This window comes from Vibrio sp. 10N.247.311.51, assembly GCF_041467855.1.
Lineage (GTDB): Bacteria > Pseudomonadota > Gammaproteobacteria > Enterobacterales > Vibrionaceae > Vibrio > Vibrio coralliirubri.
In genome coordinates this window covers 225,036-248,484 of sequence record NZ_JBFSVK010000001.1, presented here as the reverse complement: position 1 = coordinate 248,484, position 23,449 = coordinate 225,036, and the positions used below count along the sequence as shown (strand labels likewise).

At 44.6% G+C, this 23,449-nt stretch carries 22 protein-coding genes and 2 pseudogenes; 9 read left to right on the top strand and 15 right to left on the bottom strand.

What is annotated here, in order from left to right; genetic code table 11:
* Positions 1–14: 14 nt before the first annotated feature.
* The 4 genes and pseudogenes from AB6E85_RS01090 to AB6E85_RS01075 form a co-directional block, all read right to left on the bottom strand.
* Entirely contained in the window at positions 15–1,535 is a 1,521-nt protein-coding gene (locus AB6E85_RS01090; RefSeq protein ID WP_372141074.1) for an SgrR family transcriptional regulator, read from the bottom strand.
* Between the two features lie 10 nt (positions 1,536–1,545).
* Entirely contained in the window at positions 1,546–2,556 is a 1,011-nt protein-coding gene (locus AB6E85_RS01085) for a Gfo/Idh/MocA family protein (protein WP_372141072.1), read from the bottom strand.
* A 113-nt stretch (positions 2,557–2,669) separates the two neighbouring features.
* On the bottom strand, positions 2,670–3,569 hold the full coding sequence (locus AB6E85_RS01080) for a homocysteine S-methyltransferase family protein (protein WP_372141070.1): 900 nt from the start codon (positions 3,567–3,569) through the stop codon (positions 2,670–2,672).
* A 142-nt stretch (positions 3,570–3,711) separates the two neighbouring features.
* Positions 3,712–3,896, bottom strand: a pseudogene (locus tag AB6E85_RS01075) (IS110 family transposase); the annotation flags it as partial.
* Positions 3,897–3,987: 91 nt separating this feature from the next.
* Between AB6E85_RS01075 and AB6E85_RS01070 the strand changes: the two are divergent.
* The 3 genes from AB6E85_RS01070 (at position 3,988) to AB6E85_RS01060 (ending at position 5,999) form a co-directional block, all read left to right on the top strand.
* Entirely contained in the window at positions 3,988–4,815 is an 828-nt protein-coding gene (locus AB6E85_RS01070) for a TIGR02391 family protein (protein ID WP_108192308.1), read from the top strand.
* Between the two features lie 62 nt (positions 4,816–4,877).
* The gene (locus AB6E85_RS01065) at positions 4,878–5,225 is read left to right on the top strand and encodes a DUF3024 domain-containing protein (protein WP_108192307.1); all 348 of its coding nucleotides are present in this window, start codon (positions 4,878–4,880) and stop codon (positions 5,223–5,225) included.
* 72 nt (positions 5,226–5,297) lie between these two features.
* Positions 5,298–5,999 carry a biotin/lipoate A/B protein ligase family protein gene (locus AB6E85_RS01060; protein ID WP_372141068.1) on the top strand — a complete coding sequence of 234 codons (702 nt, stop codon included), beginning with the start codon at positions 5,298–5,300 and terminating at the stop codon, positions 5,997–5,999.
* A 13-nt stretch (positions 6,000–6,012) separates the two neighbouring features.
* On the opposite strand, the gene tsaA is transcribed toward AB6E85_RS01060, so the two are convergent.
* Together tsaA and AB6E85_RS01050 are read right to left on the bottom strand one after the other, a co-directional pair.
* A complete protein-coding gene (gene tsaA, locus AB6E85_RS01055) occupies positions 6,013–6,459 on the bottom strand; it encodes a tRNA (N6-threonylcarbamoyladenosine(37)-N6)-methyltransferase TrmO (protein WP_372141066.1) in 447 nt (148 codons plus the stop codon).
* Between the two features lie 33 nt (positions 6,460–6,492).
* Positions 6,493–7,383, bottom strand: coding sequence for a DMT family transporter (locus AB6E85_RS01050; protein ID WP_372141064.1), 891 nt, complete (start codon positions 7,381–7,383; stop codon positions 6,493–6,495).
* A 119-nt stretch (positions 7,384–7,502) separates the two neighbouring features.
* Between AB6E85_RS01050 and AB6E85_RS01045 the strand changes: the two genes are divergently transcribed.
* Entirely contained in the window at positions 7,503–8,087 is a 585-nt protein-coding gene (locus AB6E85_RS01045) for a TetR/AcrR family transcriptional regulator (RefSeq protein ID WP_017094853.1), read from the top strand.
* Between the two features lie 131 nt (positions 8,088–8,218).
* Here AB6E85_RS01045 and AB6E85_RS01040 read toward each other — a convergent pair whose 3' ends face one another.
* The 3 genes from AB6E85_RS01040 to AB6E85_RS01030 all read right to left on the bottom strand — a co-directional run bounded on the left by AB6E85_RS01040 (position 8,219) and on the right by AB6E85_RS01030 (position 11,177).
* Positions 8,219–9,094 (bottom strand): radical SAM protein, encoded by an 876-nt coding sequence (locus tag AB6E85_RS01040; RefSeq protein WP_017087617.1) that lies wholly within the window; start codon positions 9,092–9,094, stop codon positions 8,219–8,221.
* Between the two features lie 205 nt (positions 9,095–9,299).
* Positions 9,300–10,121 (bottom strand): SDR family NAD(P)-dependent oxidoreductase, encoded by an 822-nt coding sequence (locus AB6E85_RS01035; RefSeq protein WP_372141063.1) that lies wholly within the window; start codon positions 10,119–10,121, stop codon positions 9,300–9,302.
* Between the two features lie 210 nt (positions 10,122–10,331).
* Complete coding sequence (locus AB6E85_RS01030) at positions 10,332–11,177, bottom strand: enoyl-CoA hydratase/isomerase family protein (protein WP_048609935.1); 846 nt, start codon at positions 11,175–11,177, stop codon at positions 10,332–10,334.
* Positions 11,178–11,504: 327 nt separating this feature from the next.
* Here AB6E85_RS01030 and AB6E85_RS01025 point away from each other — a divergent pair.
* The 3 genes and pseudogenes from AB6E85_RS01025 (at position 11,505) to AB6E85_RS01015 (ending at position 16,859) form a co-directional block, all read left to right on the top strand.
* Positions 11,505–12,879: pseudogene (locus tag AB6E85_RS01025) on the top strand (MATE family efflux transporter).
* 9 nt (positions 12,880–12,888) lie between these two features.
* The gene (locus AB6E85_RS01020) at positions 12,889–13,803 is read left to right on the top strand and encodes a LysR family transcriptional regulator (RefSeq protein WP_048614380.1); all 915 of its coding nucleotides are present in this window, start codon (positions 12,889–12,891) and stop codon (positions 13,801–13,803) included.
* Positions 13,804–13,943: 140 nt separating this feature from the next.
* Entirely contained in the window at positions 13,944–16,859 is a 2,916-nt protein-coding gene (locus tag AB6E85_RS01015) for an alkaline phosphatase family protein (RefSeq protein WP_372141062.1), read from the top strand.
* Between the two features lie 16 nt (positions 16,860–16,875).
* On the opposite strand, the gene AB6E85_RS01010 is transcribed toward AB6E85_RS01015, so the two are convergent.
* Together AB6E85_RS01010 and AB6E85_RS01005 are read right to left on the bottom strand one after the other, a co-directional pair.
* Positions 16,876–17,409 carry a GNAT family N-acetyltransferase gene (locus AB6E85_RS01010; protein WP_372141061.1) on the bottom strand — a complete coding sequence of 178 codons (534 nt, stop codon included), beginning with the start codon at positions 17,407–17,409 and terminating at the stop codon, positions 16,876–16,878.
* A 102-nt stretch (positions 17,410–17,511) separates the two neighbouring features.
* The gene (locus AB6E85_RS01005; protein WP_372141060.1) at positions 17,512–18,690 is read right to left on the bottom strand and encodes a DUF5666 domain-containing protein; all 1,179 of its coding nucleotides are present in this window, start codon (positions 18,688–18,690) and stop codon (positions 17,512–17,514) included.
* 84 nt (positions 18,691–18,774) lie between these two features.
* Here AB6E85_RS01005 and AB6E85_RS01000 point away from each other — a divergent pair, with 84 nt between their 5' ends.
* On the top strand, positions 18,775–19,443 hold the full coding sequence (locus AB6E85_RS01000) for a response regulator transcription factor (RefSeq protein WP_372141058.1): 669 nt from the start codon (positions 18,775–18,777) through the stop codon (positions 19,441–19,443).
* Positions 19,415–20,704, top strand: coding sequence for a sensor histidine kinase (locus tag AB6E85_RS00995; RefSeq protein ID WP_372141057.1), 1,290 nt, complete (start codon positions 19,415–19,417; stop codon positions 20,702–20,704). Before AB6E85_RS01000 ends, AB6E85_RS00995 begins: the two co-directional genes overlap by 29 nt.
* Positions 20,705–20,785: 81 nt before the next feature.
* Here the strand turns inward: AB6E85_RS00995 and AB6E85_RS00990 are convergent, their stop codons facing one another.
* The 4 genes from AB6E85_RS00990 to AB6E85_RS00975 form a co-directional block, all read right to left on the bottom strand.
* Entirely contained in the window at positions 20,786–21,043 is a 258-nt protein-coding gene (locus tag AB6E85_RS00990) for a YdcH family protein (RefSeq protein ID WP_009846137.1), read from the bottom strand.
* A gap of 201 nt (positions 21,044–21,244) precedes the next feature.
* A complete protein-coding gene (locus tag AB6E85_RS00985) occupies positions 21,245–22,234 on the bottom strand; it encodes a rhodanese-related sulfurtransferase (protein WP_050643627.1) in 990 nt (329 codons plus the stop codon).
* 266 nt (positions 22,235–22,500) lie between these two features.
* Positions 22,501–22,932: a GNAT family N-acetyltransferase gene (locus AB6E85_RS00980; RefSeq protein WP_372141056.1), complete on the bottom strand. Its 432-nt coding sequence runs from the start codon at positions 22,930–22,932 to the stop codon at positions 22,501–22,503.
* Positions 22,933–23,007: 75 nt separating this feature from the next.
* Complete coding sequence (locus AB6E85_RS00975) at positions 23,008–23,343, bottom strand: 5-carboxymethyl-2-hydroxymuconate Delta-isomerase (protein WP_372141055.1); 336 nt, start codon at positions 23,341–23,343, stop codon at positions 23,008–23,010.
* Between the last annotated feature and the right edge of the window lie 106 nt (positions 23,344–23,449).

Here is a 23,449-nt window from a genome sequence, read left to right as displayed (position 1 = left end):
GAACATGGCTAGATTTACAAATGGTTAATCCACAGCTTGTCGAGCTCACACCAACCGAAACCATTCACTTGCGCGCCGTGTATCTTTTCAGAAACCTCTAAGTTGAACGCCTCTTGCTTGAGCTCAACCACAACCCCAGAGTCATTCAACCAATGCTTGAGTTCCAACAGTGTATTCATCGCTAACTCAAAGTTTGGCTGGCTTGTTATTGAGGCTAAGCCTTGTTCGATTTTCTCTAGCATCTCAGCAGGCAAAGTTAAGTCCTCAAACGGGAAGCGAGTGAAAAAGCTTAACCACGAAGTGAAGGTGTCGTTCTCATCAATAATGCTACACAACGCGACGTCTTTGGTAGTTAGGTAGTTAGTTTGGTAGTGACCATATTCCACGCTGGTTTTGTGGTCGCCAGACACGGACAACTGCTCGAAAAGGGCTTGGCATTCAGAGGTGTCTTCAACGGTGAATTCGCGCTCTGTTTTCGACAACGCTGGGTTTTGAATCTTAAAGAAGGTTGAGCCGAATTCCGGTTGGGAAGCATGGTTATCGCAACGCACAGTGATCGTTTTCTCGGGCAGTTTCACGCACACCTGATTTTGAGCGCAGGCTTTGCTCTGTGCCCATTCCGGGTAGACCCACAACTCGACTCGATTAAGAATCGGCGTGCTGTGTGAATACGCGCTATTGCGGCTTAATCTCAACATATTGCTTGAGAAAATGTCTAATGAGAACGCGCCAGAACCAATCAGCCTATCAGTCGGTGATGAGTGATCAAATACGGAGGCTTCAGCTCTGGCAAGTAGGCGTGGTAAATGCCAATCAGGTTGATTCAGTTTCACGACAACCACATTGCCTGCCGCGATAGAGACCTCATCAATATGCTGATAACAACGACGCCATATTTTGCTTTGGCAGAGCGAATTAAGGTTGCGCGCTATGTCTTGAGGTTCGAGTGTTCGACCGTTATGAAAGTGAACACCATTACGAATCTGAAAGTGCCACTGTGTTGCATCTTGATTAGCCTGCCAATGATAAGCCAGATCGCCGCTGAGTTGACCGTGTTGAACGGAGGTTAGGCGTTGGCAAACTTGCATCACTAAGAAACGTTCGGTGCGTCTAAGTACTCGTTGAGGGTGAAGAGCCTCGAGTTCTCGGTGAAAGGGGATATACGCGATATTCTGCGCCGATGGATTGGTATTGCTTAGAAAGGCTTGCAACTCAGCGCCAGCATTGCGGCCATTGAAGCTCAAAGTGCTAAACACCTGTTCTATGTTGCCTGCGTCAGCTTGGGTTTGTGCGTATCGGTAACACGCCTCAATGGGCTCAACCAGACACGTCAGCTGTGCTTTCTTACTTCGGCCTGAACTGGCTTGCCACTCAATCCAACCTTGCGCTGTCATCGCTTTGAGTAAGGTCTGAACATGACGTTCACTTACGTGCAGCAGGGTGGCCAGTTGGTTGACCTGACAATGTGATACTCCAGGCCCAAAAGCCTGAAATATCTTTTCATACAATTCAAGCTTGCGCTTAAGGTTGCCCAATTTGCTTTTCCTAACGACGAGGTTGAGTTAAATGTGGATAGCCAGAGTCAATCAGTGCTTTTTCCATTGTATCGAGAACTCGAGAGGTTATCTCTGAGCTTAGGATATTCGACTCAGTTTTGCCTTGAAGCACCAAACCTGAAAAATGGTCGATTTCAAATTCGAACCCATTGCCCGTCACTCGTTTGTTGATGGTCGACTTGTTGCCTTGATGTTCAATCTCAATAAAGGCCGGATTCCACCATTTTCCGTGAATGGTGATCTTAGTATCAGGCCCACTCAAGTGCGCTGATCGGGGAAGGTTTTGCACTGTTGATGCCGATATCTTACCGTTTATATCGCCAGAGAAGGTAAAGCACGCGTCGGTATCAACATTCGCCCCCTCATAAAGACACGACATCTCTACCTGAGGTTTTGAAGGGGTCACACCCAGTGTTCGACACAGATCGTAGAAGAACCAAAGCCCATAGACCCCAACATCGAGTGTTGCTCCGCCTGACAAATCCGGATTGAAGATAAACAAATCGGACTCATAGTCGTGATGGTTACCAAAGCTGGCTTCGATTGAATCTATCTGAATGTTGTTATAGACCAAGAATGATTGGAGCTCACGATACGCGGGAAACACCACGGTTTTCATCGCTTCCAACAGCATCACGCCATTTTGTTTCGCAAGGGCTTTCATCTCAAGCCAGTCAGCAAGGTTGGTAAAAGCCGGCTTCTCGACCAATACATGCTTATTGTTCTTTAGAAACAGTTCTGCGAGTGGCTGGTGGTATGGGTGAACGGTGGCGATGTAAACCGCTTCTACTGCTGGGTCATTCGCCATCTCTTCATAAGAGCCATAAGCCTTGTCGCAACCAAACTTGTTGGCGAATGAGGCTGCGCGGGAGTGATCTCTTGCGGCAACGGCGTACAGTTCACCATGCAGACAGTGCTCTGTGACTGCAGTCGCGAATCGATTGGCGATATTGCCTAGCCCTGCGATGCCCCATTTAATTTTGCGTTGCGTGTCGCTCATCAGTTGCTCCAAATCGTTGTTTTGTCTCAGTGTACTCAGAGACGTCACATACAAATAGAGAACAGATTTCTCAACCTGTTCTCTATTTATTTTATTCTAGTTGAAGCTCAGGATTAGCTCTGTAGGGAGCGTTTCCAATCGGCTAGAGCTTGAATGTGTTTTGGCCCGATGCCACAACAGCCACCGACGATATTCGCGCCCAGTGCGTGCCAACGTTTAGCGTAAGTTAAGTAACCTTGACCATCCAGCTCACGCATCTCCTGAAACATATCATTCGCTTCATGTTCGTTGCTGATAGGCGCAAAATTGTTGGCGTAGACACCAATTTCTAAATCACGGCCTAGCTCATCGATCACTTTCTTAGCATCGATAATGGCTTGATCCATCACTTCAGGCACTGAGCAGTTAAACATAATGCCTGTTGCGTTTGATTGGCAGGCAAGTTTGATCGCGTCTGTTACGCTCTCGCCTGAACGAATATTGGCAGAATCGCCCTTGGTGTCTTCCAAACTGAATGCGTAGTAACACGGCTTATCGGACTGCTTAAGAACCGCATGAATGGATTCGAATTCTTGCAGGCTACAAATCGTTTCCGCTATCCAAAGGTCGATGTTTGGATCCTGGGCATCGTAAAGCGTTTGAATGATTGGCGCGGCTTCTTCGACCTTAAACAAGTCTGGTCGGTAGCTGCCAAATGGCGGTGGAATCGCGCCTGCCACTTTCACTGTGTGAGAAGCATTGTCTGCAACTGCTTTAGCCAGCTCACCAGACAGTGCGGCTAGTTCAAAGCCTTGTTGCTTGAACAGCTCTTCACCCAAGTGAAAAGGCACACAGGCGTAGCTGTTGGTGATCAGGATTTCAGCACCTGCATCGACAAAGTTTTGATGCGCTTGGCTAACAAAATCGGGTGCTTCAATCAGCGCTTGAGCACTCCAAAGCGGCTGAGAAAATGGCGCGCCAATTTCTTTGAGTTCTCGGCCCATGCCGCCATCAAGTATGGTTAGTGTTTTCATATTCAATACTATCTAAACAATTGCTGAAGTTCTGCCGCCACCATATCAGACAACCTTGTTAGACAGAAGCCATCAAGCCTCTGTGTTATCGAGAAAAGGTGTCGGACTGTTTTGGAGATAGTCACTGCATAATTTAGTTCGCCCTTTGCCAATAATGTGCACCACCACACGCATCAATATCTATACGCACGAGTGGCATATTTGCTATTGTAGTCAGTAGTTTAGGGCGGGTTACTGACTGATGACCTTACCATTTTGGTCTACAGCATGAACACTGAAGTGGTTTTTAGCTAGGTCGATACCGCAGAAATAAGAATAATCAGACATGGTGCCTCCGATGCATTTAAGTACCACATCAGTGTGGCAGAGCCTCGGTAGGGGGAATCCGTGTCATTCGTTATATTTTTTAAGGTTATTTATGGCAAGAGTAGAAAGTTTAGATTTTAGTGTGGTGGAATCTATTTGCCGATTACTTGGTGATACTTCTAGTGGTTTTACTGGAACAGAAATAGGAAAGTTACTTTACGAATCTGGTATTGAAGATATTGATTCAGCTAATACCAAATGGAAAAGGTTGAACTCAGCATTAGCAAATAAACAAATGATTGACGGGTGCGCTAACAATGTTTTGGCTTTTATCCAAAATGCGATTAATCCGGCTCGTCATTACAATAATTTAGAATGGTTTAATGATACTCGGTTCCAATTAAACCAGATTCTCAGTTTTGCTGGTTTCAATATTGGCGAAAATGGAAAGTTAGGCACAGTAACTAAATCGAATACGATCAGTGAAGCTGCCGCAAGGGCTTATAAATTAAAGGATCATTTAGTTTCTCGTAATGTCCATCCCGATGTTCTGAAATACTGTAAAGAAGAATTAGTTGTAGATAATTACTTTCATGCTGTATTCGAGGCGACTAAAAGTGTAGCTGATAAAATCAGAAATAAAACAGGTTTAACTTCTGATGGTTCAGCGTTGGTTGATGAGGCTTTTTCTTTTAAGCAAGTACCGCATTTAGCATTAAACTCTTTAGTTAGTGAAAGCGAGAAAAGTGAACAAAAAGGCTTTATGAATTTACTAAAAGGGCTATTTGGTACATTTCGTAATACTACAGCCCATGCACCAAAAATCACTTGGACTATAGAGGAAATTGATGCATTAGATATCCTTTCTATGGTCTCTTTGGTCCATCGCCGATTAGACAAAGCTGTCCAGGCTAAAATGATGTACGAATCAAAAATATAACAAATACGTACGACTACTTTTACGTCGTAAACTGAAGTTGATTAATAGCTTAGGTAACTGATATGGCATTCTCTGAAATCGAACAAAAACGATATGAAAAAGCAGTTGAGATCTATCTGGACTCTCGTCGACCACCTGTAGAAATTAGGGACCAGTTAGATTTAGGATATCGAGTGAATGGGCAAGCAATAGAAATATTCGAAGTTCGCCCGAAATGGAACGACCCAAGTGAAAAAATGGAAAGTCCTATAGCCAAAGTGAAGTACTACAAATCACGTAATGAGTGGGCAATCTATTGGATGAAATCTGATTTAAATTGGCACATTTACGAACCGACAGCAGAGGTGAAGAGCCTTGAGGCGTTTTTTGAGGTTCTAAATGCGGATGTGTACGGCAGTTTTTGGGGATAACTAGCCCTATCGTCCATCAACCATTTCAGAAAGTGAAATGGTAGGTCACCACAATCTGTAGAGGAAAGTGCATTGAAGCTAACGAATAAACTCGTACGTTACCCGCACATTGATGTTGATCGTGCGTTTGAAAAAGAAGCTGAATTATTGCAGCAAATTCAGGCGGGTGAGATTGGACAAGCCTTAATGCTGTGGCAAGCAAAAACGCCGACACTCGTTTTGCCCGCAGGTAAAAAGTGGCCAGTGACGGTAGAGTCTAGAAAGCAACTTGAGGCGCAAGGCTGGCTACTCACCTCGCGAAAAACAGGTGGCGCTCCCGTACCTCAACTACCGGGGATCATTAACCTATCGCACATTTACCATTGGCCTCGCGATGAAGCCTACAATATCCAAAAAGCGTATCGACATTTATGCGACGTTTTAACCCTGTTTTTCAAAGAATTGGGCATCGATGTGGATGTACACGCCACCCCCAGCTCTTATTGTGATGGTGACTACAACCTCAATATCAATAAACAAAAAATAGTGGGTACTGCGCAGCGTGTATTGCTTAAACAGGGGGGCGGCCAAATTGTACTTTCGCAAGCTTGTATCTTGTTAGATGCCGACTTAGAGAACATCGTTGCGCCAGTGAATTTTTATAATCAAATTTGCGATAACCCAACCGTGGTCGATGCGCAGGTTCATACTCCCTTGTCCGCGCATTTGACGAGCCTTCCCAACGTAGATTCACTCTTTCAGAGGTTAAGCCAAGCTTTCATCAAGCATGCGTAATGCCTTCCTTTCGCTAACGCACAGCTCGCTTTTGGTTTAGGAAGGCCAACTTCTCGCTTATTCCTTTCTCTCTATAGATCGCCGGCTTGATATCCAACAGTGGTGTGTTGTTCAAGCAATCTAAGCCTCTCACGGTTACGGTGCCATTCTCGATTTTTTCAATCGGTAGCACGGCGGCACCGATTGGGTTTGGTCGGTGCGGTGAGCGCAGTGCGAAGGTGCCTCTGGTCGGTGTTTCTTCATCCCTGCTTTGTATCAATTCATCTCGTTTTGCGCCTTCTAACCAATACAAGATCAAGATGTGGTCGCCACTGTTTAGTCCTAGCAAACCTTGCTGATAAACGTCATCTAAGATGATTTCACAGATCGGGCCGTTGTCCGGTTGGATGTTATTCGGACACTCCGAAACCGAGTGATAAGGCGTGGTAATTCGGCCAATAAATTTCAGTTCTGCAGCCATATTCAGCTCCTATTAGTCTCTTTATTAATCTATTTATTTGTCATCGCTTTTCATGGTCACTAAGGTGTAGATGAAGATCGTAATCAAGATCACCACACCGCCGACAATACTGGTCATTGGTGGGATCTCAGTGAAGAAGATAAACCCCCAAACTGGCGCTAACACGGTTTCTAACATCAGAGTCATTGATACTTCTGGCGCGGTAATGTGGCGCGTTGCGACCATAGATAACACTCGCCCAACAGGAGCCGTAAACAAGCCCATCATGCCCATGATTAACCACGTTTCAACGCTGTAGCTTGACGGCGTTGCGAAGAAAAACATCACAACCGCGAGCAAAAAACCACCTAGGCCAACACTCGCCAATCGGCTGACGTCTTGATATTTACGCAGCAAGGTAAACATCATTGAAAGGCAGATCACCGCGAACACAGCCAACGCATCGCCCATCCAGTTCCCTGAAGAAAACGAACCCGAAACGACAATCGTAATACCAATCATCACCGCGACAATGGCAACCAGAGTTGAACGGCTGGTGGCTTCTTTTAGGATCAACCAGCTAAAAATCGCCGCGACAGCAGGGGCTGCACTGAGGATCACAAAGGTATTGGCAATCGAAGTCATCTTGATGCTGAATACCAAGCCTGATGCGCTGCCGAGCATAAGAATACCCGCAGCCAATAATGGCCAACCGCTCTGAATCACAGCTTTTCGGATTCCACGTTTGTCGTTGAACTTAAGCAAAATCGGCATCGAGATTGCGCTGAATAAGCCGAACAAGAAGGCGGTATCGAATCCGCTGACACCGGCATAACGAATAAATATGGGGTCAATACTCATTAACACGGCACCTGCGATCGCGAGGGTAAAGCCGAGGGTTCGTGTGTTTCTTGCTTCAGTTTTAGGGAGGTTCATTGTCGTCATTTCTCTATCCAATTATCTGCTACTTACAAATCATACTACCGAGTATGATTTTAAGAATTGGTTGAGTCAATACAAATCATACTTTAAAGTATGATCTCTATTTTGGGGTGGATGAAGTAATGAGCAAGATTGAGCAGAACAAAGAGAAGAAACGACTCGCGATTTTAAAAGCGGCGAAGGAGATATTCCTCGCGGAAGGCTACGTGCAAACCAGCATGGACCGAGTCGCTAGTGAAGCGAAAATGACGAAGCAAACGCTTTATCGTTACTTCTCTTCTAAAGATGTGTTGTTTGAAGCGACGTTAAGACAAATGGGTAGCCAGACAGACGATAAGTTGGTGGTGCATTTGCAACACGCCGATACTCGACAAGCACTATTGGGCTTCGCAAAAGACTTCGTTTTGTTTCACCTTTCGAGCGAACATATTGCGACCTTTAAGCTGTTGATAGCAGAAGGCAGCAAGTCTCCAGAATTGGTCAGCCGTTTTATGGACGTTGGCCCAGATGATACCGATCGAGTGCTTGCTCAGTTTTTCAATGAACGATTCGATATTGAAGAACCACAAACCAAAATTAAGCTTTGGCTTGGTATGGTGATGAGTGTCAGAGAGGGTGTGTTGATGGGAATGCCTGCACCCACAGAACAAGAGATTGTTGCTCACGTGGAAGCGAGTACTGACTTGTTGTTAGCGGCTTTGGCTTAGGTAGGGCTGTAAACCTGAAAAAATAAGATATACGTTAGGCGCTGCTGGACTTTGATTATTCCATAATATGGAGCTGCAACGCCTGTCGTTTGGTCTGTTTACGTTTATTGGTTACGAGCTAAATCGAGTGCTTACCAAGCAAAGGTCTTAATGACGTTTTGCTTAGTGATTGGGTTGTGAGCGATGTCTTGATTGATCTTATCAAGAAACGGCTTACGAGCCTGAGGCAACATGCCACGCATTGGTGAGATGTTATTGCCGTGGTCGCCCCAGTAGTAGCAATCGAAATCTTCTAGGTTTTCGAGCAAGTATTTTTCTTCTTCCAGAATCTGCAATGGCGTTGGTAAAACAAACTCGCCACGATTTACTTCTTTTTCCAATACCGATCCCGGTTGAACGGCTAAAGCCATTGGTGCAATTGCATCTGGCTGCATGATGTTCAGCAAGCTGGTGGTATTAATCGCATGCTCTACAGAACGTTCTTTGCCGCCAAGGCCAAAGATGAACGAAGCCAGTACCTTGATGTCTGCTTCACGGGCTAGGTTCATACCTTCAATTGCATGCTCACGCGTCATGCGCTTTTGAATGCGTTCAAGCACAATTGGGTCACCTGACTCCAAGCCTGAATAGGCCATGCTTAAACCTGCCGACTTAATCTCTTTTAATTCAGACAAGCTCTTACGACGGAAGTCATTGAACCCTGAATACAGAGAAATGTTCTTGATTTCAGGGAAGGTGATCTTGATGTAATCCAGAATCGAAATCAGCATCTCGGTTCTAATCGCCATCACGTTACCATCGACCAAAAAGATAGATTCAACATGCGGGTAGATCTTTCTCGCCGCGTCAATATCTTCAAAGATGTCTTTGATATCTCTTACTTTGAAACGCTTATCATCAAACATCGTGCAGAAGGTACATTGGTTATTACTGCACCCCAATGTTGTCTGGATTAGTACGCTCTCTGCTTCCATCCAAGGACGATAAACTTTACCTTCAAAACGCATAAATGCTCCTCGGCCGTAGCCTGTGTTGTTTCGACGGGGCAAGTTTAGCAATCTGCATCTTGGGTGATAATTGGGCAAAGCGGGGAATCAGTATTAAAGAAATTTTAATAATCGAAAGAGTGCGCAGTTCTTTGTCTGTAGGGATAGAACTGCGGCTTGGATTGTGTGTGGGGAGTGTTAGTGGTCGTTTTTTACTAATGAATGCTCAGTGCGCAACGCACAGCTTTTCTTCGAGCAATTGATCAAGCACGGTCACCAGCTTGTGGTTCTTGGTGTTGTCTAATGCGTCGGCGTGCGGGTCTTTGAACAACCCAGAATCATTATCAAAATACTTACCGGAAGCGTTGGCAAACTCATCACTGAGCGCAGCACGACAAAGAATATCGGCTCCAATCGCAAGGTCGTTACCATCAACGCCATAAGCATCTTTCACCAATTTACTGCCAAGGAAAGAGGCTGGGTTTACAGGGATAATTGCAGTGCCTTTGTCTAAAAGAGTATTGGCTAATTCGATGGACCACATCGTTAGTGCGAGCTTACTTTGCGCGTAAACCGGACCATCAAGCTCTCCCGCATTCGGGCTAATCAATGCATCTAAATCGACGGGTGCTTGGGCTGCTGAAGATAGGTTGACGATACGACCTGTCGCATCAAAAAGAGGAAGCAGCTTTTGTGTCAGTAGATACGGCGCAATGGTGTTTACGACAAAACGCACATCAAGATTGTCTGGAGTGGTGATGTCCGAAACTTTATACACACCTGCGTTGTTAATGAGTATATCGAGTCGTTTGTGATCGCTTTGGATTTGGGTTGCGAGCGCCTCAACTTCAGAGAGCGTCGATAGGTCTGCGATGTAGCTTTCGATGATTGCATTCTTAGACAGGCGAGACAGAGCGGCCACGACTTTATTGACCTTAACTGGGTTGCGACCATGAATCAGAACATGGTGCCCTTGCTGCGTTAGTGCTTTTGCAGTCTCTAAACCAATGCCATCCGTGGCCCCTGTGATCAGAATTATTTTTTGCATATTCCGTCCTTCAAAAAATAGTTTGAACAACGTTATAACAAAGATTAATGACACATAGTTGCATTTGGCTCACAAGCTGAAGACTCAAATGTGAGTCTATGGGGTAAATAATGACCATTTTAACACTTGGTGGTTAACCGTTGGCGTTTAACCATTAAGTAAGACAATGGGTCAGTTTGTGGCTGACCCAAATTAAGAGAAGTGACCGAGTTATTTGATGTCTTGAACGTTCATAACCAGAGTTTCCCAGTTACGTTGGTTTTCCATATCGTGCTCTAGGCCTTGCTCATCGGCAATTTGGAAGCGCTTAACCGCAGGGGTTTTGCTCGTAGCTTGATACAACCAATAAGCTTCCGCTTTGAGTGCTTCGTCGATCGGTTTATCAATAGACTCGTACACCGCTTGCTTACACGCATTGATCGATTCGGCAGGGAATTGAGCGATTCGTTTGGCAAGAGTATCAACATATTCGCCAATTTCATCCGGCTCTAGTGCCTTGTTGATGGTGCCGTATGCTTCGGCTTCGTCAGCATCAAAGTCTCGTGCACTTAGGACGATTTCAAGTGCGCGACCTAAGCCGACTTGGCGTGCCATGCGTGATGCGCCGCCACCGCAAGGAAGAATGCCCATACCCACTTCCATTTGCATGAATTTGTATTTACCACGAGCCGCGAATCGCATGTCACACGCCAGTGCAAATTCGTGGCCTCCACCTCGAGCGAAGCCTTCAAGCTTGGCAATGGTGGCTTGTGGCAGTTTGCTGATTCTTTCCAGCACCACTTGCAGGTCGAGTAACTTCGCTTCTTCACGAGAAACGGCTTCTGTCGACATGTCTTTCAATAAATTGGTGTCGTAGTGACAGACCCAAACTTCAGGGTTTGCTGACTGAAATACCACGACCTTGATGTCACGATCGCGCTCTAGTCTCATCGCTAAACCATTGAGGTCGGCAAGCATCTCTTGCCCTTGAACATTCACAGTACCGAAGTCAAAAGTGACGGTAAGAATCCCATCCTCGGCTTGAGCTTTAAACGTTGTATAACCTTGATATGCCATTTCCATATTCCTTCTGAGAGATTTCATTTCAGCCTATTCAGTGTGAATGCGACCTAAATTCAGGCTAGCGAGGAATGTTCGAACCAACAATTAACCATTAAACGAAACACTATTAACGAATTATTAAGAGTGTTGGCGGGTTTTATAATTTCAATCTATTCAGTGTCTTATATGGATATTTTAACGTTGAAGGTGTCTTGCTAATTCGATTGTCAACGAAATCTAAAAACTCATTCCTTGTCTGGCGCTCTTATCCTTTTCATTTAGCTTCGTATACTGCTCAACTAGGTAATTAGCCCCAAGGTACAGACAAGAGTGAACCGACTTATGCAGATGAGATCCGCGACTTTGAAAACCATTATTGAGAAAACACTGCCACTGACGTTGGGCGTGTTTGCGATCATGATGGTGCAATTGGTCGATTCGATCTTTATTGGTCAGCTAGGGGTGAATGAGTTGGCGGTTCACGGCATCACCTTGCCATTTCAAGCGGCGTTTACCGGGGTTCAAGTTGGCATCGGTGTGGCGGCAACGTCCATTATTTCTCAAGCGGTAGGGGCAAAAGAACAACGTAAATCCACCTCAATTGCTACATTGTCGGTCGGATTTGGAGTCTTGGTGATTGCTTTGATCTGCATAGGGCTGATTGTTTTTAGCGATACTGTTTTTGCGTCGTTTGTGAATGATGTCTCTGACGCTCAATACCAATCCATGCTGTCGATTTTTAATGTGTACTGGCCGTTGTGGCTGTTCAGTGCATTGATGGTGGCGGTGCTTTATTTGGCCACCTGCGTTTATCGTGCCAATGGCGATACTAAAACAACCGGCAGCATGTTCTTGGCTGCCAGCGTGATTAACCTAATTCTCGACCCTATTCTGATCTTTGGATTGGATATGGGCATTGCAGGGGCGGCGATCGCATCGAGTATTGGCTATGCATTCGGCGCAATCTACATGCTAATCAAGTCTCGCGGCAAGGGTTGGTTTGGCTTCAATGGCGCGTGCAGTAACCAAATCAAAGGCTACAGTTTTGAGCTATTCAAGACGGTAATGCCAACCACTGCGAATCAGATATTACCTGCGGTCAGCGCATTCTTCTCAATGCTTTTGATTGCGAGAATCGGAACCGATGAGATGGCTTTTTGGAGCTTACTCGCCCGTGTTGAAAGTTTTATGCTGGTGTTTTCTCTTGCTCTGACCATGTCTATCCCGCCTATGATTGGTCGTTACCTAGGGGCGCAGCAGCGATGCAAAATCCCTGAGCTATTGAATACAACAGCGAAGTTCTTATTGGTTTTCCACACCGTGATGGCAACATTGTTGGCGCTGTTTAGTGGCTGGATTATTCCTGTTATCTCGGAAGAACAAAGCATACGCAGCTGGTTTGAAGTGACCTTGTTATTTATACCGTTCAGCTATGGCCCGCTTGGGCTTTGCATGTTGGTTGCTTCGGTCTTTAATGCCTTGGGTGTGCCTCGCAAAGCTTTGAATGTCTCTTTCTTACGCTTGTTTGTTTTCTACATTCCTGCTTTATGGCTCGGCTCGATAACTGGAGACATGATCAATGCGGTTATTGCTGCGACCGTCGCCAATGTTTTAGCGGGCGCTTTTGCATGGTTTAAGCTTAATGCCTATATTAAAACTCACATTATTCCCCCGTTCCGCTGCGGCCAATAAGCAGCGTTTACTCAGCGCAGGCTAGCCATTATTGATGAATATTGAACATCTGAAATTGTTTGTGCGACTCGCGTCTACGCACAATATCAGTCAAGCAGGACAAGAGCTTGGGTTGTCACCTCCGGTAGCCAGTATTCATATCGGAAAGCTCGAAGAGAGCCTAGGTGCCCGTCTTGTGCATCGCACCACACGGAAGGTCTCTCTGACTGAAGAGGGCATGGCATTTCTTCCTCACGCCAAGCAAATCCTTTTGAGTGTCGAAGCGGGTGTGGCCTCTGTCGGAACCGGTAATGAATTACCAAAAGGGGTGTTGCGAATATCAGCACCTTCTTCGTTTGGTCGCATGCATGTTATGCCTGCTTTGAAAGGGTTTTTGGCTAAGTATCCAGATCTGTCGGTGGACATTTCACTCAGTGACTCAATCGTCGATCTGGTTGATGGCGGTTTCGATGTGGCGATCCGTAATGCGGAGCTACAAAACTCAAGCCTGATCGCTCGCAAGCTCTCTACTGATAAGCGTATTTTGTGTGCATCACCAGAATATCTGGCAGCTCATGGCTATCCGAAAACACCAGAAGACCTAAAGCAACATCAATGCATCAATCAAACCGGCTTGGAAGGGTGGACGTTCGACACACCAGAAGGCGATGTCACCATCAAGAAGAAAGGTGCTATCCGCGTCGATCATGGTGAAGCGGTAAGGGATGTATGTGTCGATGGCTTGGGCATTGCCATGTGTGCGACTTGGATAGCATACAAGCAGCTCGCGGAAGGTTCGCTGGTTGAGGTGTTGCCGGATTACCCTTTAAAAGATGAGGCGGCTATCTGGGCGGTGTACCCGAGTGCTCAGTTGCTTGCGCCTAAGGTACGCGTATTTATCGATTACTTTGTTCAATATTATGGTTCACCTTCTTATTGGGATTGCGAAGTAAATGGTCAAGCTCAGTAGCGATTCAGAAGCACTTATTGATTACCAATTTTAATGATCAACGTAAATATCAAAACAAACATTTTCATAGGTTGACTAATAAATACAGGCTGAAACAATAAGCTAAATTTATAGAAGTGTGTTGATCTAAAGGAAATTTGATGAGCTCTTATTCTCACGTTCGCAGTTACGCCAGTTTATTCAGTGTCTTATCGTTGGCGGTTGCGTCAGCTCCGAGTGCGGCTGATATATCAACAACGCCCGTCATTGGTGGCGTGTTTAGCTCCAGTGAAGTGTTGAAAAATCAGGTGCTTTCAAGCCTAAGTTATTCTGCCAAACTCACTCGTGATGCGGCTCTTTTCACGATTGGTGGCGTTACATTAGATGCGTATATTCTCGCTCTTCCTTTAGATGTCAAAACAAAAGCCAGAGTCGTTGCTCAGTTATCTAACCCGACGTACTCAATTCCTTTGGGTTATTTTCTCTATAGTTATTACGATCGCTATTCGGGTTTGGGCAGTGAAGATGTGTTCAAATCTTACTTGTCGACGGTTTATGATAAGCAGGCGCTAAAGGGCTTTGGACATAGCCTCTATCATGTCGGAGATAAGCCAACCTCAGAGCATCACGAGCCAGATACCTCGACTGAAGCGACGGGACATCATGAAGGTATTCGTATCGATGAACAGTTCATTGCCAACATGGTGGTTATCTACGATGCGTTATTCGAAATTGGTGTTTGGCAGGATATGGACACTCTTCCTGCGAATTACACATACTTAACCAATAGCCCTGAAGATCTGGCTATCATCGCTCAGATTCAGCCGATCATCGTTGATTTGATCGGTAAAGCAGCATTGGGAATGGATGACGGCGACATGAAGTCTGCAATGTTGGCGATTGCAGAAGATGGTAAACCAGAAAATGCTGATAAGCCGAATAATAAAGCACAAGCTCTTACTATCACGCTTATTGATTTTGTGCGCTTAAACTTGCTGAAAGCCTACCGCCAATTTGTGTTTAAAGAAGAACGTGCAGAAGCGCTCGATGATTGGATGCAGCAAGCGTTCAGTGACCAGCCTGATGCGCTCATTCAGTTCTTAGAATCCCAACAGAACAAACGTTTTGCGGTCCAAGTGACCGTCGATGGTTTACAACAAGGATTGATTGAGGGGTTGGTCGATGAAGATTCACCTTTCATTTCCGTTGCTTATCAGAATCATAAAAACCGAGCGCAATATAAACCTCAGCTAGAAACGGTGATTGAGCCAGAACATCAACAGCAGGTAAGGTTCATGGAAGTTCTGTCTGAACAAACCTACCGTGATTCGAATTACCTTCCTTTCTTCAAAAATCTCTATCAAGAGCATCGAGACAATATAAGCCGAGTGGGTATCTCTTCGACTCCAACAATCAGTGTACGCAACCTACCGATCATTAAAACGGGCGCAAAAGTTTCTGGTAATGGTGGTACGGGTATCCCTAATTTCCACTTTGTTGACCGAGAGATCGACCGAGCTTATTACTTCTTCGGCAATGATGCCCTGCAGTTGGATGTGTTGATGGCGAACAACAAGGTGCAGACCATGTTTGATCGCCTTGATTACCTTAAAACGCTGAACTGCAACGCCCAATACGATTGGAATGCTCATACCACTTATGATGGGTTAGTGAACCTAGGCTTGGGTGAGTCACTGCGTGATTATGGTGAGAAACGTTGTGTGAAAGAGCTTCAAGAACGTTCAGAAGTTGAAGTGGTTTTGCAAGAAAAGCGTCAAGCCTTGATAGAAGATATTGAAGCGTACCAGTCTATATCTAGCTTTGATTTTTTCACTAAGTTTTCAAAGAGAACTCAGGTTAAACAGTCGATCACTCAGTTTGCCAAATTAGATGGAAAAGGAATGCCAGACTACACCTTGGTTTATAACCCATGGCCGGATCACTTCGCACACTTTACCGGTCCTTTTAGTGACGAAATTCTGATGCCGACTGGAGAGCTCAACCGACTGGACTATTGGATTCGCCAGATTGAAGCGACCTACCGCAGTGCAGGCGTTTACGATAAAACGCTATGGGGCATGGCTGGGGATCATGGTTTAACGCCGGTGTTCTACGCGCTCAATCCCGAAAAGCAGGTATTTGAAGGCTTACAAGCAGAGCTAGAGTATCCAATTGTGGTTAAGAAAATATCTTCAGATGAGGGGGAAGGGCCTAAAATCACCAATGCTCTAAGCTATCCAAGTTCGAAGAAATTGGATGTGGTGGTCGCCTCTACTGCTGGTGGTAACTTTATGATGGACTTCTTTAATTCGGCTCAAGGGTGGCAGGTTCAGCCGATTTACCAAGAACTCACGCAGTGGACTCCGATTGCTGCGCCAGCTGGTCAGGGTATCGATATTATTAATCAGATAGCGCAACGCTTGCCTGAAAGTCTTGATTATATGGTCTTGAGAGAAAGCACATGTGATCAACAACGCTGCACTGTTCGTGTGATTGGTAACCGTGATCTAGAGCGGGTCGATGAATTGATCACACGTGAAGGTGACAAGCTTTTTTATGAGTCGCTGAAGGGCAACCGAGCGCCGATTTTACTTGGTACCCAAAGACTCAATCCATATCTCGCATCGCCAAGCGAAGTTGATTTTGCGCGGTATTCTCGATTGGTAGAAAAGTGTATTAACCGAGCGGTCAAGGTGGATGTGACAACGTGGTGTAGCAGTGCTGAGTGGACTGCACTAACGCAACCAACGCCTCGTCCAGATTCTGTGAACCAACTGGTCAATATCTACCTTGAAGATAGGGCTGGCACGGTTAACTTATTTCCTAAAGCCGGTATTGGGTACAACACCAAGGTACCAGGGCGTCACGCTGGTGAGGATTACTTAGAAAAAGATGCCTTCATAGGATTCTGGGGAGCGCCAATTGGCGATAACTCTCAGCAACTGAAAATCGAAGCTAACGGCTCTTTAGCGCCAACGTTGTTTGAGTATTTGACCGGAGAACCTGTAGTCGAAGGCGAGAACGGTTGGGGTTTTCCGTCGTTGATTGAGAAATTAGATATTTCTACCGCGCGCTAAAGTTAATGCTCTCTACCTAGCATCTAAATAGATTATCTCTGTTAGCTAGGTTGAGAGCCATCCCCACAAAATCATCATCTTCTTCATCAACAACTTGATAGCCAAGCGATTGATAAAAGTTAATAGCACGAGCATTACTTTTAAAACTCGATAGAGTTACTTGGCTTCGTTGCTCTTCCATGGTTCTCTTATGTATGAGAGCCATGACTTGCTTGCCCAGCGAAAGACCTCGGTATTGAGGGAAAATGATCAGCAGATGAATATGGTATGCGTTGTCATAAGGCTTAAAGCAGACGAGTCCAATCCTCTCTTTTCCTCGGTATACCCAATGAAACCAAGAGGGATGGTAATCGTTTAAAAGTCGTTGAAGTTGAAAGTCGTCGTCCCAGCCGAAAACGCTATCTACGTGTATGAAAATACCTTGTTTAACACACGCAAATAGTTCATCGAATTCAGAATTTGAAACACGTTGGAACTGTATATTTTCTTCTGTTATTGCCACTTTACTCGCTTCCTTATCAAACGCCTTTGAATAAGCAAACAGTAACATAATTGAAGAGGTAGGCTGCACTTAAGGTGCGGGTTGTTTTGATGTAAAAAAGCCACGCGTAGAGCGTGGCTTCTGAACTTAATAACAAGGATGTTCTATGCGTTAGTCGTTGTCTTCTGCTTCGATTTCACTCGCGATGTACTGGTTGTTAACCTTGTAAGCTTCAGCCTCAATACGTTGACCATGTAAAGTATGGAAACTTAGACCATCTTCATAGCGAGTGTTTTGGTTAACGTATACGGTTTGACTGCCTGAGGTTGTCTTAATAACAAAGTTTAATGCTTGCTCGTCGATACTCTGAACCACACCTTCAAAATCGATGTCGTTGTCATTCCAATCTTGTGAATCATCGTCGTGTTCAAATTCGATTTCGGTAGCAACATTTTCGCCGTTAGCTTGTTTCGTTGTTACTTCGACTTCTGCACCTACGGTCAAGTTTGACTTGTTGCCGTCTTCGTAACGAGTATTGTCATTGACAAGAAAGCGACCTTTGTAGCTTAAATCGAATGATGATTTGTCGTTAGCTACCCAAGTAATAATGCCTTCGATTTCAGTGTCATTATCGATTTCGTCAAAATCTTCGACTTCCACTTCATCTGCTTTCAATGCAGAGCCTACCATTGAGCCTGTCACTTCAACCCAAAGACCATTAGATAAGTCAGAGGTGCTGTCGTCGTTATCGATTTGAGCATTTGAATAGTCGACATTTAGACTTGCACCGAGTTTGAATGTTTTCGCATTGCTATCTAAATCGCTGATCAAACCCTCAACTTCAACCGAATCTGTTAAGTTCGAGTGTTCAAACTTAACAACAGAAAGTACTTTGTAGCCAGCATTTGCGGTTGGTAAAGAAGAGACCATAACCCAATCGCCATTTTCAATTTCACGTGATAGATCTGTAAAGGTCAATGCGATGCCATTGACTTTAAATGTGCCATTATTATGGTTGGCGTCTGAAATAAGACCAACGATGGTCGGTTCAAGACTAACTTGAGCTCCGCTAGTGTGAGCTGAAGCGCTACGAGCATTAGATGAAATAGAGACCATCATGTTCTTTTCTAGGTCTGCAATTGCCACATCTTCGCCTTCATAGTTCGCATTGTCTACTTGATAGCTATAACCATTCACAACGATGGTGTTGCCAGAAACAGAGTCAATGGTACCTTGAATTGCTGATGGGACTTGCGTGTTGTTATCGTTGCTTCCATTGCTATTGCTGTCACTACCGCCACAGCCAGTTAGAATTAAACCGACAACTGAAATCAGCGCTAACTTTTTCATCTATATACTCTTTATTTAGTTTATTGAGGGTGTATCTTATAAACTCAAACGTGAAGCACTCGTGAAGAAAGGTGAAATAAATCGATGAAAGTTTTGATCGTTGATGACAGCCATAATGTTGCAGAAACCATTGCCGATTATCTAGAGTTAGAAGGGATGGTGATTGATTGTGCTTATCATGGTGAAGCGGCATTGAAGTTAGCGTCTGAGAATTATTATGACGTGATTATTATGGACATCATGATGCCTAAATTGGACGGCATTTCTGCTGTCAAAAAGTTACGAGAAGAAGTGCAATGTCCTACGCCAATTCTTTTTTTAACCGCTAAAGATAGGTTGGAAGATAAAATCGCTGCCTTTCAAGCGGGTGGAGATGATTATTTGGTTAAGCCTTTCGCCATGCAAGAGCTCAGTTTAAGGCTCAACGCACTGGCAAGCCGAGGACCACGGCAAGATATTGGAAAGCAGAGTTTTGCTGATATTACTCTCAACTCGCAGACCGACGAGGTATACCGAGAAGGTCGGCTTATTAAGTTAAGTCGGATTCAGCTTAAAATACTAAAAGTCCTTATGCGCCATGCGCCAGCGATTGTTTCAAGAACTGAAGTGATTGATTCTGTTTGGGGCGATGAGACACCAAGTAGTGATGCGTTACGAAGTCATATTTATGGCTTGCGTAACACGCTGGATAAAGGGTTTGAACATTCACGATTAGAGACTATTCATGGACAAGGCTACCGACTCAAAGCATAAAGGTTTAGAAAGCGAGAATCATTCACCTCACAAAGTTTATCCTAGCATCTACAAAAAAATTCGTAGAAGCTTCGGAATTATGACCATTGTGATGTTTAGTATGTTTTGGACCGTTATCTATTTAGCTGAAAACCAGATGGAAGTAATCAGTTTACACCACTGGCTAGACACTGAAGCTAATCGTTATACGTCTGAATATCAGTTGCTTGGCGAAAATACGTTGTTGCCGAATGAAAATGAGTTTTCAACCTATTGGAGTGAAAGAGAACTGCCCAGTTGGTTAGCTCGATACAAAGAGCCCGGTTTCTATGAACATCTGTTGGGTACGGAAGATAAACATTTTTACGTATTCGAACACCCGTCAGGAAAAGGGTTGATGTATATCTTGTTTCAAGACGACGCCGACGACTACCTAGATGAGTATGAATGGAGCCTCCACAACTACACCCTCATACTAGGTGGCTTAACGTCCATCTTCATGGTTCTGTACGGGATCTATGTTGTACGCTCGCTGTCGAGGCCACTCAACCAAATAGAAAAGAAAATAGGGCAAATGCACCCTGAGCAGCCAAGTTTTGAAGTTGAGACGTCTTACGCTGAAACACGACATATTGAGCAAACACTTTTAGATTCAAAGAATCACATTTCAGGTTTTTTTCAGCGGGAAGAGGAATTCAATCGATTTGCATCTCACGAGCTAAGAACCCCGATTATGGTGATTAAAGGGTCGGCTGATCTGCTAACTAAAGTACCCAATCAACCTCCTGTTGCGTTAAAAGCGATTAATCGCTTGCAAGAAGCGAGTGAACAGATGCGAGTGCTGACAGAAATGTTTTTGCTGCTTGGTAAAGAGAGTATCGATGATCACTATTTTGGTCACTATGACTTGGAATTAGAAGTTCAGAATCAGTTGCTTGAAATGGCGCCTTTGTTTGCCAAGCAGGATGCGAGTTATGACCTGGATGTAAAAGAGACTGCCACGGTATATGCACCAGAGAGTTTTATTACTATTGTATTGAATAACTTAATTAAAAATGCGTTTAGCTACAGTGTTGGCGATGTTGGAATTGTGGTGACAGGTTCTCAATTAGTGATCACTAATCGTCATGATGGCAATGATACTTACAATGCAGGCTATGGTTGTGGTTTAGTGATTGTGCAACGAATTTGTGAGCGAATGGGTTGGAGTTTTGAAACTCAAGATGATGGGCTTCAATTCAGTACTTACTTAGACTTTTCAGCGAATAATCAAGTTGGGTAGCAGGTAGTTCCGATATCAAACAAAGAACTCTTTGGGAAGGAGAGTAGTGTGGCTAAGTTAGCCACACTAGCATATGAGTCGTTATACGATCTTAAGCGCGTGATGGCGTGTGAGCTGTTTGTGTAGCGAGTCTTTTAGCTCCATGCGTTCTACTTTGAGGTTGTGCATGCTGTCGTCATCGATAGGGCTGCCAGAGATTTCTAGCTGACGGATGTCGTAGTCGAGTTGGTGGTATTTCTGCATGTCTGCTTTGAATTTTTCGTCGTCGTGGTTGAGCTGAACAATGTCTAATTTAAGATCTGGGAAATCTAAGATAAAGGCATGGTTTTCATTGAGCATTGGCACTTCCTCTCTAGTCGAATTATTAACAGTATAGAAGTAATTTTTCGAAAGAAATGTGGTTCAAAACACAAAGCCGTAAAGCGATCAAAAAAGGGCGCAAACTCGTGGGATTATCCTCGAACTTGCGCCCTTTTGTATGTATATAGCTAACTATTTATAGTTATATGTTTAGAACTATAAGAGTTTAAAGCAGAAAGTTTACTTTGCTTTCTTGCCAGAGCGTTGCTGCTCTTTGTGTGCAAGCTTCTCTTTTTTGCGTTGCTCGATAAGGTGAGCAGCTTCGCCGCCTACGTGGGTTTCACCACGAGCATTCGACAGTTGAACTTGCTTTTCGCGTTCACGGAAACGGGCTTTCTGCTCTTCGCTGTGCTTATCAATACACTTAGGGCAGCTTACGCCTTTCTCGAAGTGTTCAGAGGCTTTGTCTTCGTCAGTGATTGGCAAACGACACGCGTTACACACATCGTAACCGCTCTTTTCTAGCTGGTGGTTTACTGCAACACGACCATCAAATACGTAGCAGTCGCCTTCCCACATGCTCTCTTCTTCAGGTACTTCTTCTAGGTACTTAAGAATGCCGCCTTCAAGGTGGTAAACCTCATCAAAGCCTTGCTCTTTCATGTAGGCTGTTGATTTTTCGCAACGAATACCGCCAGTACAGAACATCGCGACTTTCTTGTGCTTTTTAGGATCAAGGTTGTCTTCAACGTACTGAGGGAATTCACGGAAGGTTTCTGTGTTTGGATTTACGGCATTTTTGAAGGTGCCGATGTCCACTTCGTAGTCGTTACGAGTATCAACCAGAATCACATCAGGATCAGAGATCAATGCGTTCCATTCGTTTGGTTTCACGTAAGTGCCGACAACGTGGCGTGGGTCGATGCCCTCAACGCCCATGGTTACGATCTCTTTCTTAAGCTTAACCTTGGTGCGGTTGAATGGTTGTTCTTCGTTGAACGATTCTTTGTAAACAACATCCGCCAAGCGAGAATCTTGTTTGAACCATTGAAGAAGGGCGTCGATCGATTCGCGCTTACCTGCAACGGTGCCGTTGATACCTTCACTCGCAAGTAACAAAGTACCGCGGATTTGGTTGGCTTCTAACACGTCGGTTAGTGGCTGGCGAATTTCTTGGTAATCATCAAGTGCTACGAATTTATACAGAGCACATACAACATATTGAGACATGGTTTTTCCTTTCTGCGAGCTGGAACGTAAATCCAGAGCGGTTGCCTGTTGTGATCAAAACTGAGTATTTCAACTTAGTCCTGTCTTGTTGGCTTATTAAAATCAGGCGCAGTATAACCAAGGCGGTGCGGGACAAAAACCAACCAAACGTAGGGCTATATAACATCATTTTTTGTGTGTCTTTAGGTGTGGTGAAAAGGCCGTTATTTGAAAAGCAGTTTTAACTCAAATAAGGAGCGGTGCTTTGTTGTCTATTGAATCTTCGGCTATGAACTTATGTAGTATCTCATCTCAATGAGTTGGTGTTCTCCGACGATTTCCACTTCACGAATGAACTCAAAGCCGAACTTTTCATAGTAACCTTTTAGGTATTGATGGGCGTGGATTTCAATGACTTTAGCACCATGTTCAGGGGCGTGTTTTAGAAGTGCACGTACAATTTTAGACGCGATACCTGATCCTCGATAAGGCTGAAGAACAGCAACACGTGCCATGGTTGAGTGTCCTGATTCATCAATGTGAAAGCGTGCCGTCGCGACTAAATTATCTTCATCGGTGATCAGTGCATGATGTGAGACAGGATCGAGCCCATCAAGATCCAACACATGGGGAATACCTTGTTCAACAACGAATACTTGATGACGAATGGCTTGTGCTTGCGTTATCAATTCTGGGCTGTTACCAATCACCAATTCCATTTCATTGCTCCATGCTGTTAACTAATGTTTTTAGAATCCCCTATTGTTGCGGGGATGTACGCTTGTGATTTGCCTTTAAACTAAGGCTTTTGAATAGCTGCTTGTCTCAATATCAATGATCTCAACGGTCAGCGAAGCATTAGATAGTGAAAGAGTCAGTAATTGATCCAATATGGACTTGGAGAGTATCGCTTTAACGCTTTCGTTACGCCCAGACAAAATACGCACAGAGACATGCACGAAGTCTTCTTTTACTTCACCGGTTTGGTAATGCTGATAGGCAAGGCTGCGTACTTTGATGTCTTCTCCTGTTGGTGAGAACAACTGAGACTCCATCGCGCCGAGAAACACTTTTTGGTTGAGTTGCTGACTATCAATAGTGGATGAGTGTTCGATAATACAATGCGGCAAACTGACGTCCTTTCTGTGCTTTATGGAGACCTAAAATTAAGGCCAATGTGACTCTCTTGTTGAGAATGACATTGGCCTTTAATGCTGACTCGTGACGGCTTTCTCG

What these genes read in the sequence shown, in the direction of transcription:
- AB6E85_RS01040 (WP_017087617.1), bottom strand. Translation starts at nt 9,094, where the DNA reads ATGCGTTTTGAAGGTAAAGTTTATCGTCCTTGGATGGAAGCAGAGAGC.
- AB6E85_RS01005 (WP_372141060.1), bottom strand. Translation starts at nt 18,690, where the DNA reads ATGAAAAAGTTAGCGCTGATTTCAGTTGTCGGTTTAATTCTAACTGGC.
- AB6E85_RS01020 (WP_048614380.1), top strand. Translation starts at nt 12,889, where the DNA reads ATGAATATTGAACATCTGAAATTGTTTGTGCGACTCGCGTCTACGCAC.
- AB6E85_RS00985 (WP_050643627.1), bottom strand. Translation starts at nt 22,234, where the DNA reads ATGTCTCAATATGTTGTATGTGCTCTGTATAAATTCGTAGCACTTGAT.
- AB6E85_RS01030 (WP_048609935.1), bottom strand. Translation starts at nt 11,177, where the DNA reads ATGGCATATCAAGGTTATACAACGTTTAAAGCTCAAGCCGAGGATGGG.
- AB6E85_RS01015 (WP_372141062.1), top strand. Translation starts at nt 13,944, where the DNA reads ATGAGCTCTTATTCTCACGTTCGCAGTTACGCCAGTTTATTCAGTGTC.
- AB6E85_RS00990 (WP_009846137.1), bottom strand. Translation starts at nt 21,043, where the DNA reads ATGCTCAATGAAAACCATGCCTTTATCTTAGATTTCCCAGATCTTAAA.
- AB6E85_RS01045 (WP_017094853.1), top strand. Translation starts at nt 7,503, where the DNA reads ATGAGCAAGATTGAGCAGAACAAAGAGAAGAAACGACTCGCGATTTTA.
- AB6E85_RS00995 (WP_372141057.1), top strand. Translation starts at nt 19,415, where the DNA reads ATGGACAAGGCTACCGACTCAAAGCATAAAGGTTTAGAAAGCGAGAAT.
- AB6E85_RS01035 (WP_372141063.1), bottom strand. Translation starts at nt 10,121, where the DNA reads ATGCAAAAAATAATTCTGATCACAGGGGCCACGGATGGCATTGGTTTA.
- AB6E85_RS01085 (WP_372141072.1), bottom strand. Translation starts at nt 2,556, where the DNA reads ATGAGCGACACGCAACGCAAAATTAAATGGGGCATCGCAGGGCTAGGC.
- AB6E85_RS01010 (WP_372141061.1), bottom strand. Translation starts at nt 17,409, where the DNA reads ATGTTACTGTTTGCTTATTCAAAGGCGTTTGATAAGGAAGCGAGTAAA.
- AB6E85_RS01070 (WP_108192308.1), top strand. Translation starts at nt 3,988, where the DNA reads ATGGCAAGAGTAGAAAGTTTAGATTTTAGTGTGGTGGAATCTATTTGC.
- AB6E85_RS00980 (WP_372141056.1), bottom strand. Translation starts at nt 22,932, where the DNA reads ATGGAATTGGTGATTGGTAACAGCCCAGAATTGATAACGCAAGCACAA.
- tsaA (WP_372141066.1), bottom strand. Translation starts at nt 6,459, where the DNA reads ATGGCTGCAGAACTGAAATTTATTGGCCGAATTACCACGCCTTATCAC.
- AB6E85_RS01080 (WP_372141070.1), bottom strand. Translation starts at nt 3,569, where the DNA reads ATGAAAACACTAACCATACTTGATGGCGGCATGGGCCGAGAACTCAAA.
- AB6E85_RS01065 (WP_108192307.1), top strand. Translation starts at nt 4,878, where the DNA reads ATGGCATTCTCTGAAATCGAACAAAAACGATATGAAAAAGCAGTTGAG.
- AB6E85_RS01000 (WP_372141058.1), top strand. Translation starts at nt 18,775, where the DNA reads ATGAAAGTTTTGATCGTTGATGACAGCCATAATGTTGCAGAAACCATT.
- AB6E85_RS01050 (WP_372141064.1), bottom strand. Translation starts at nt 7,383, where the DNA reads ATGACGACAATGAACCTCCCTAAAACTGAAGCAAGAAACACACGAACC.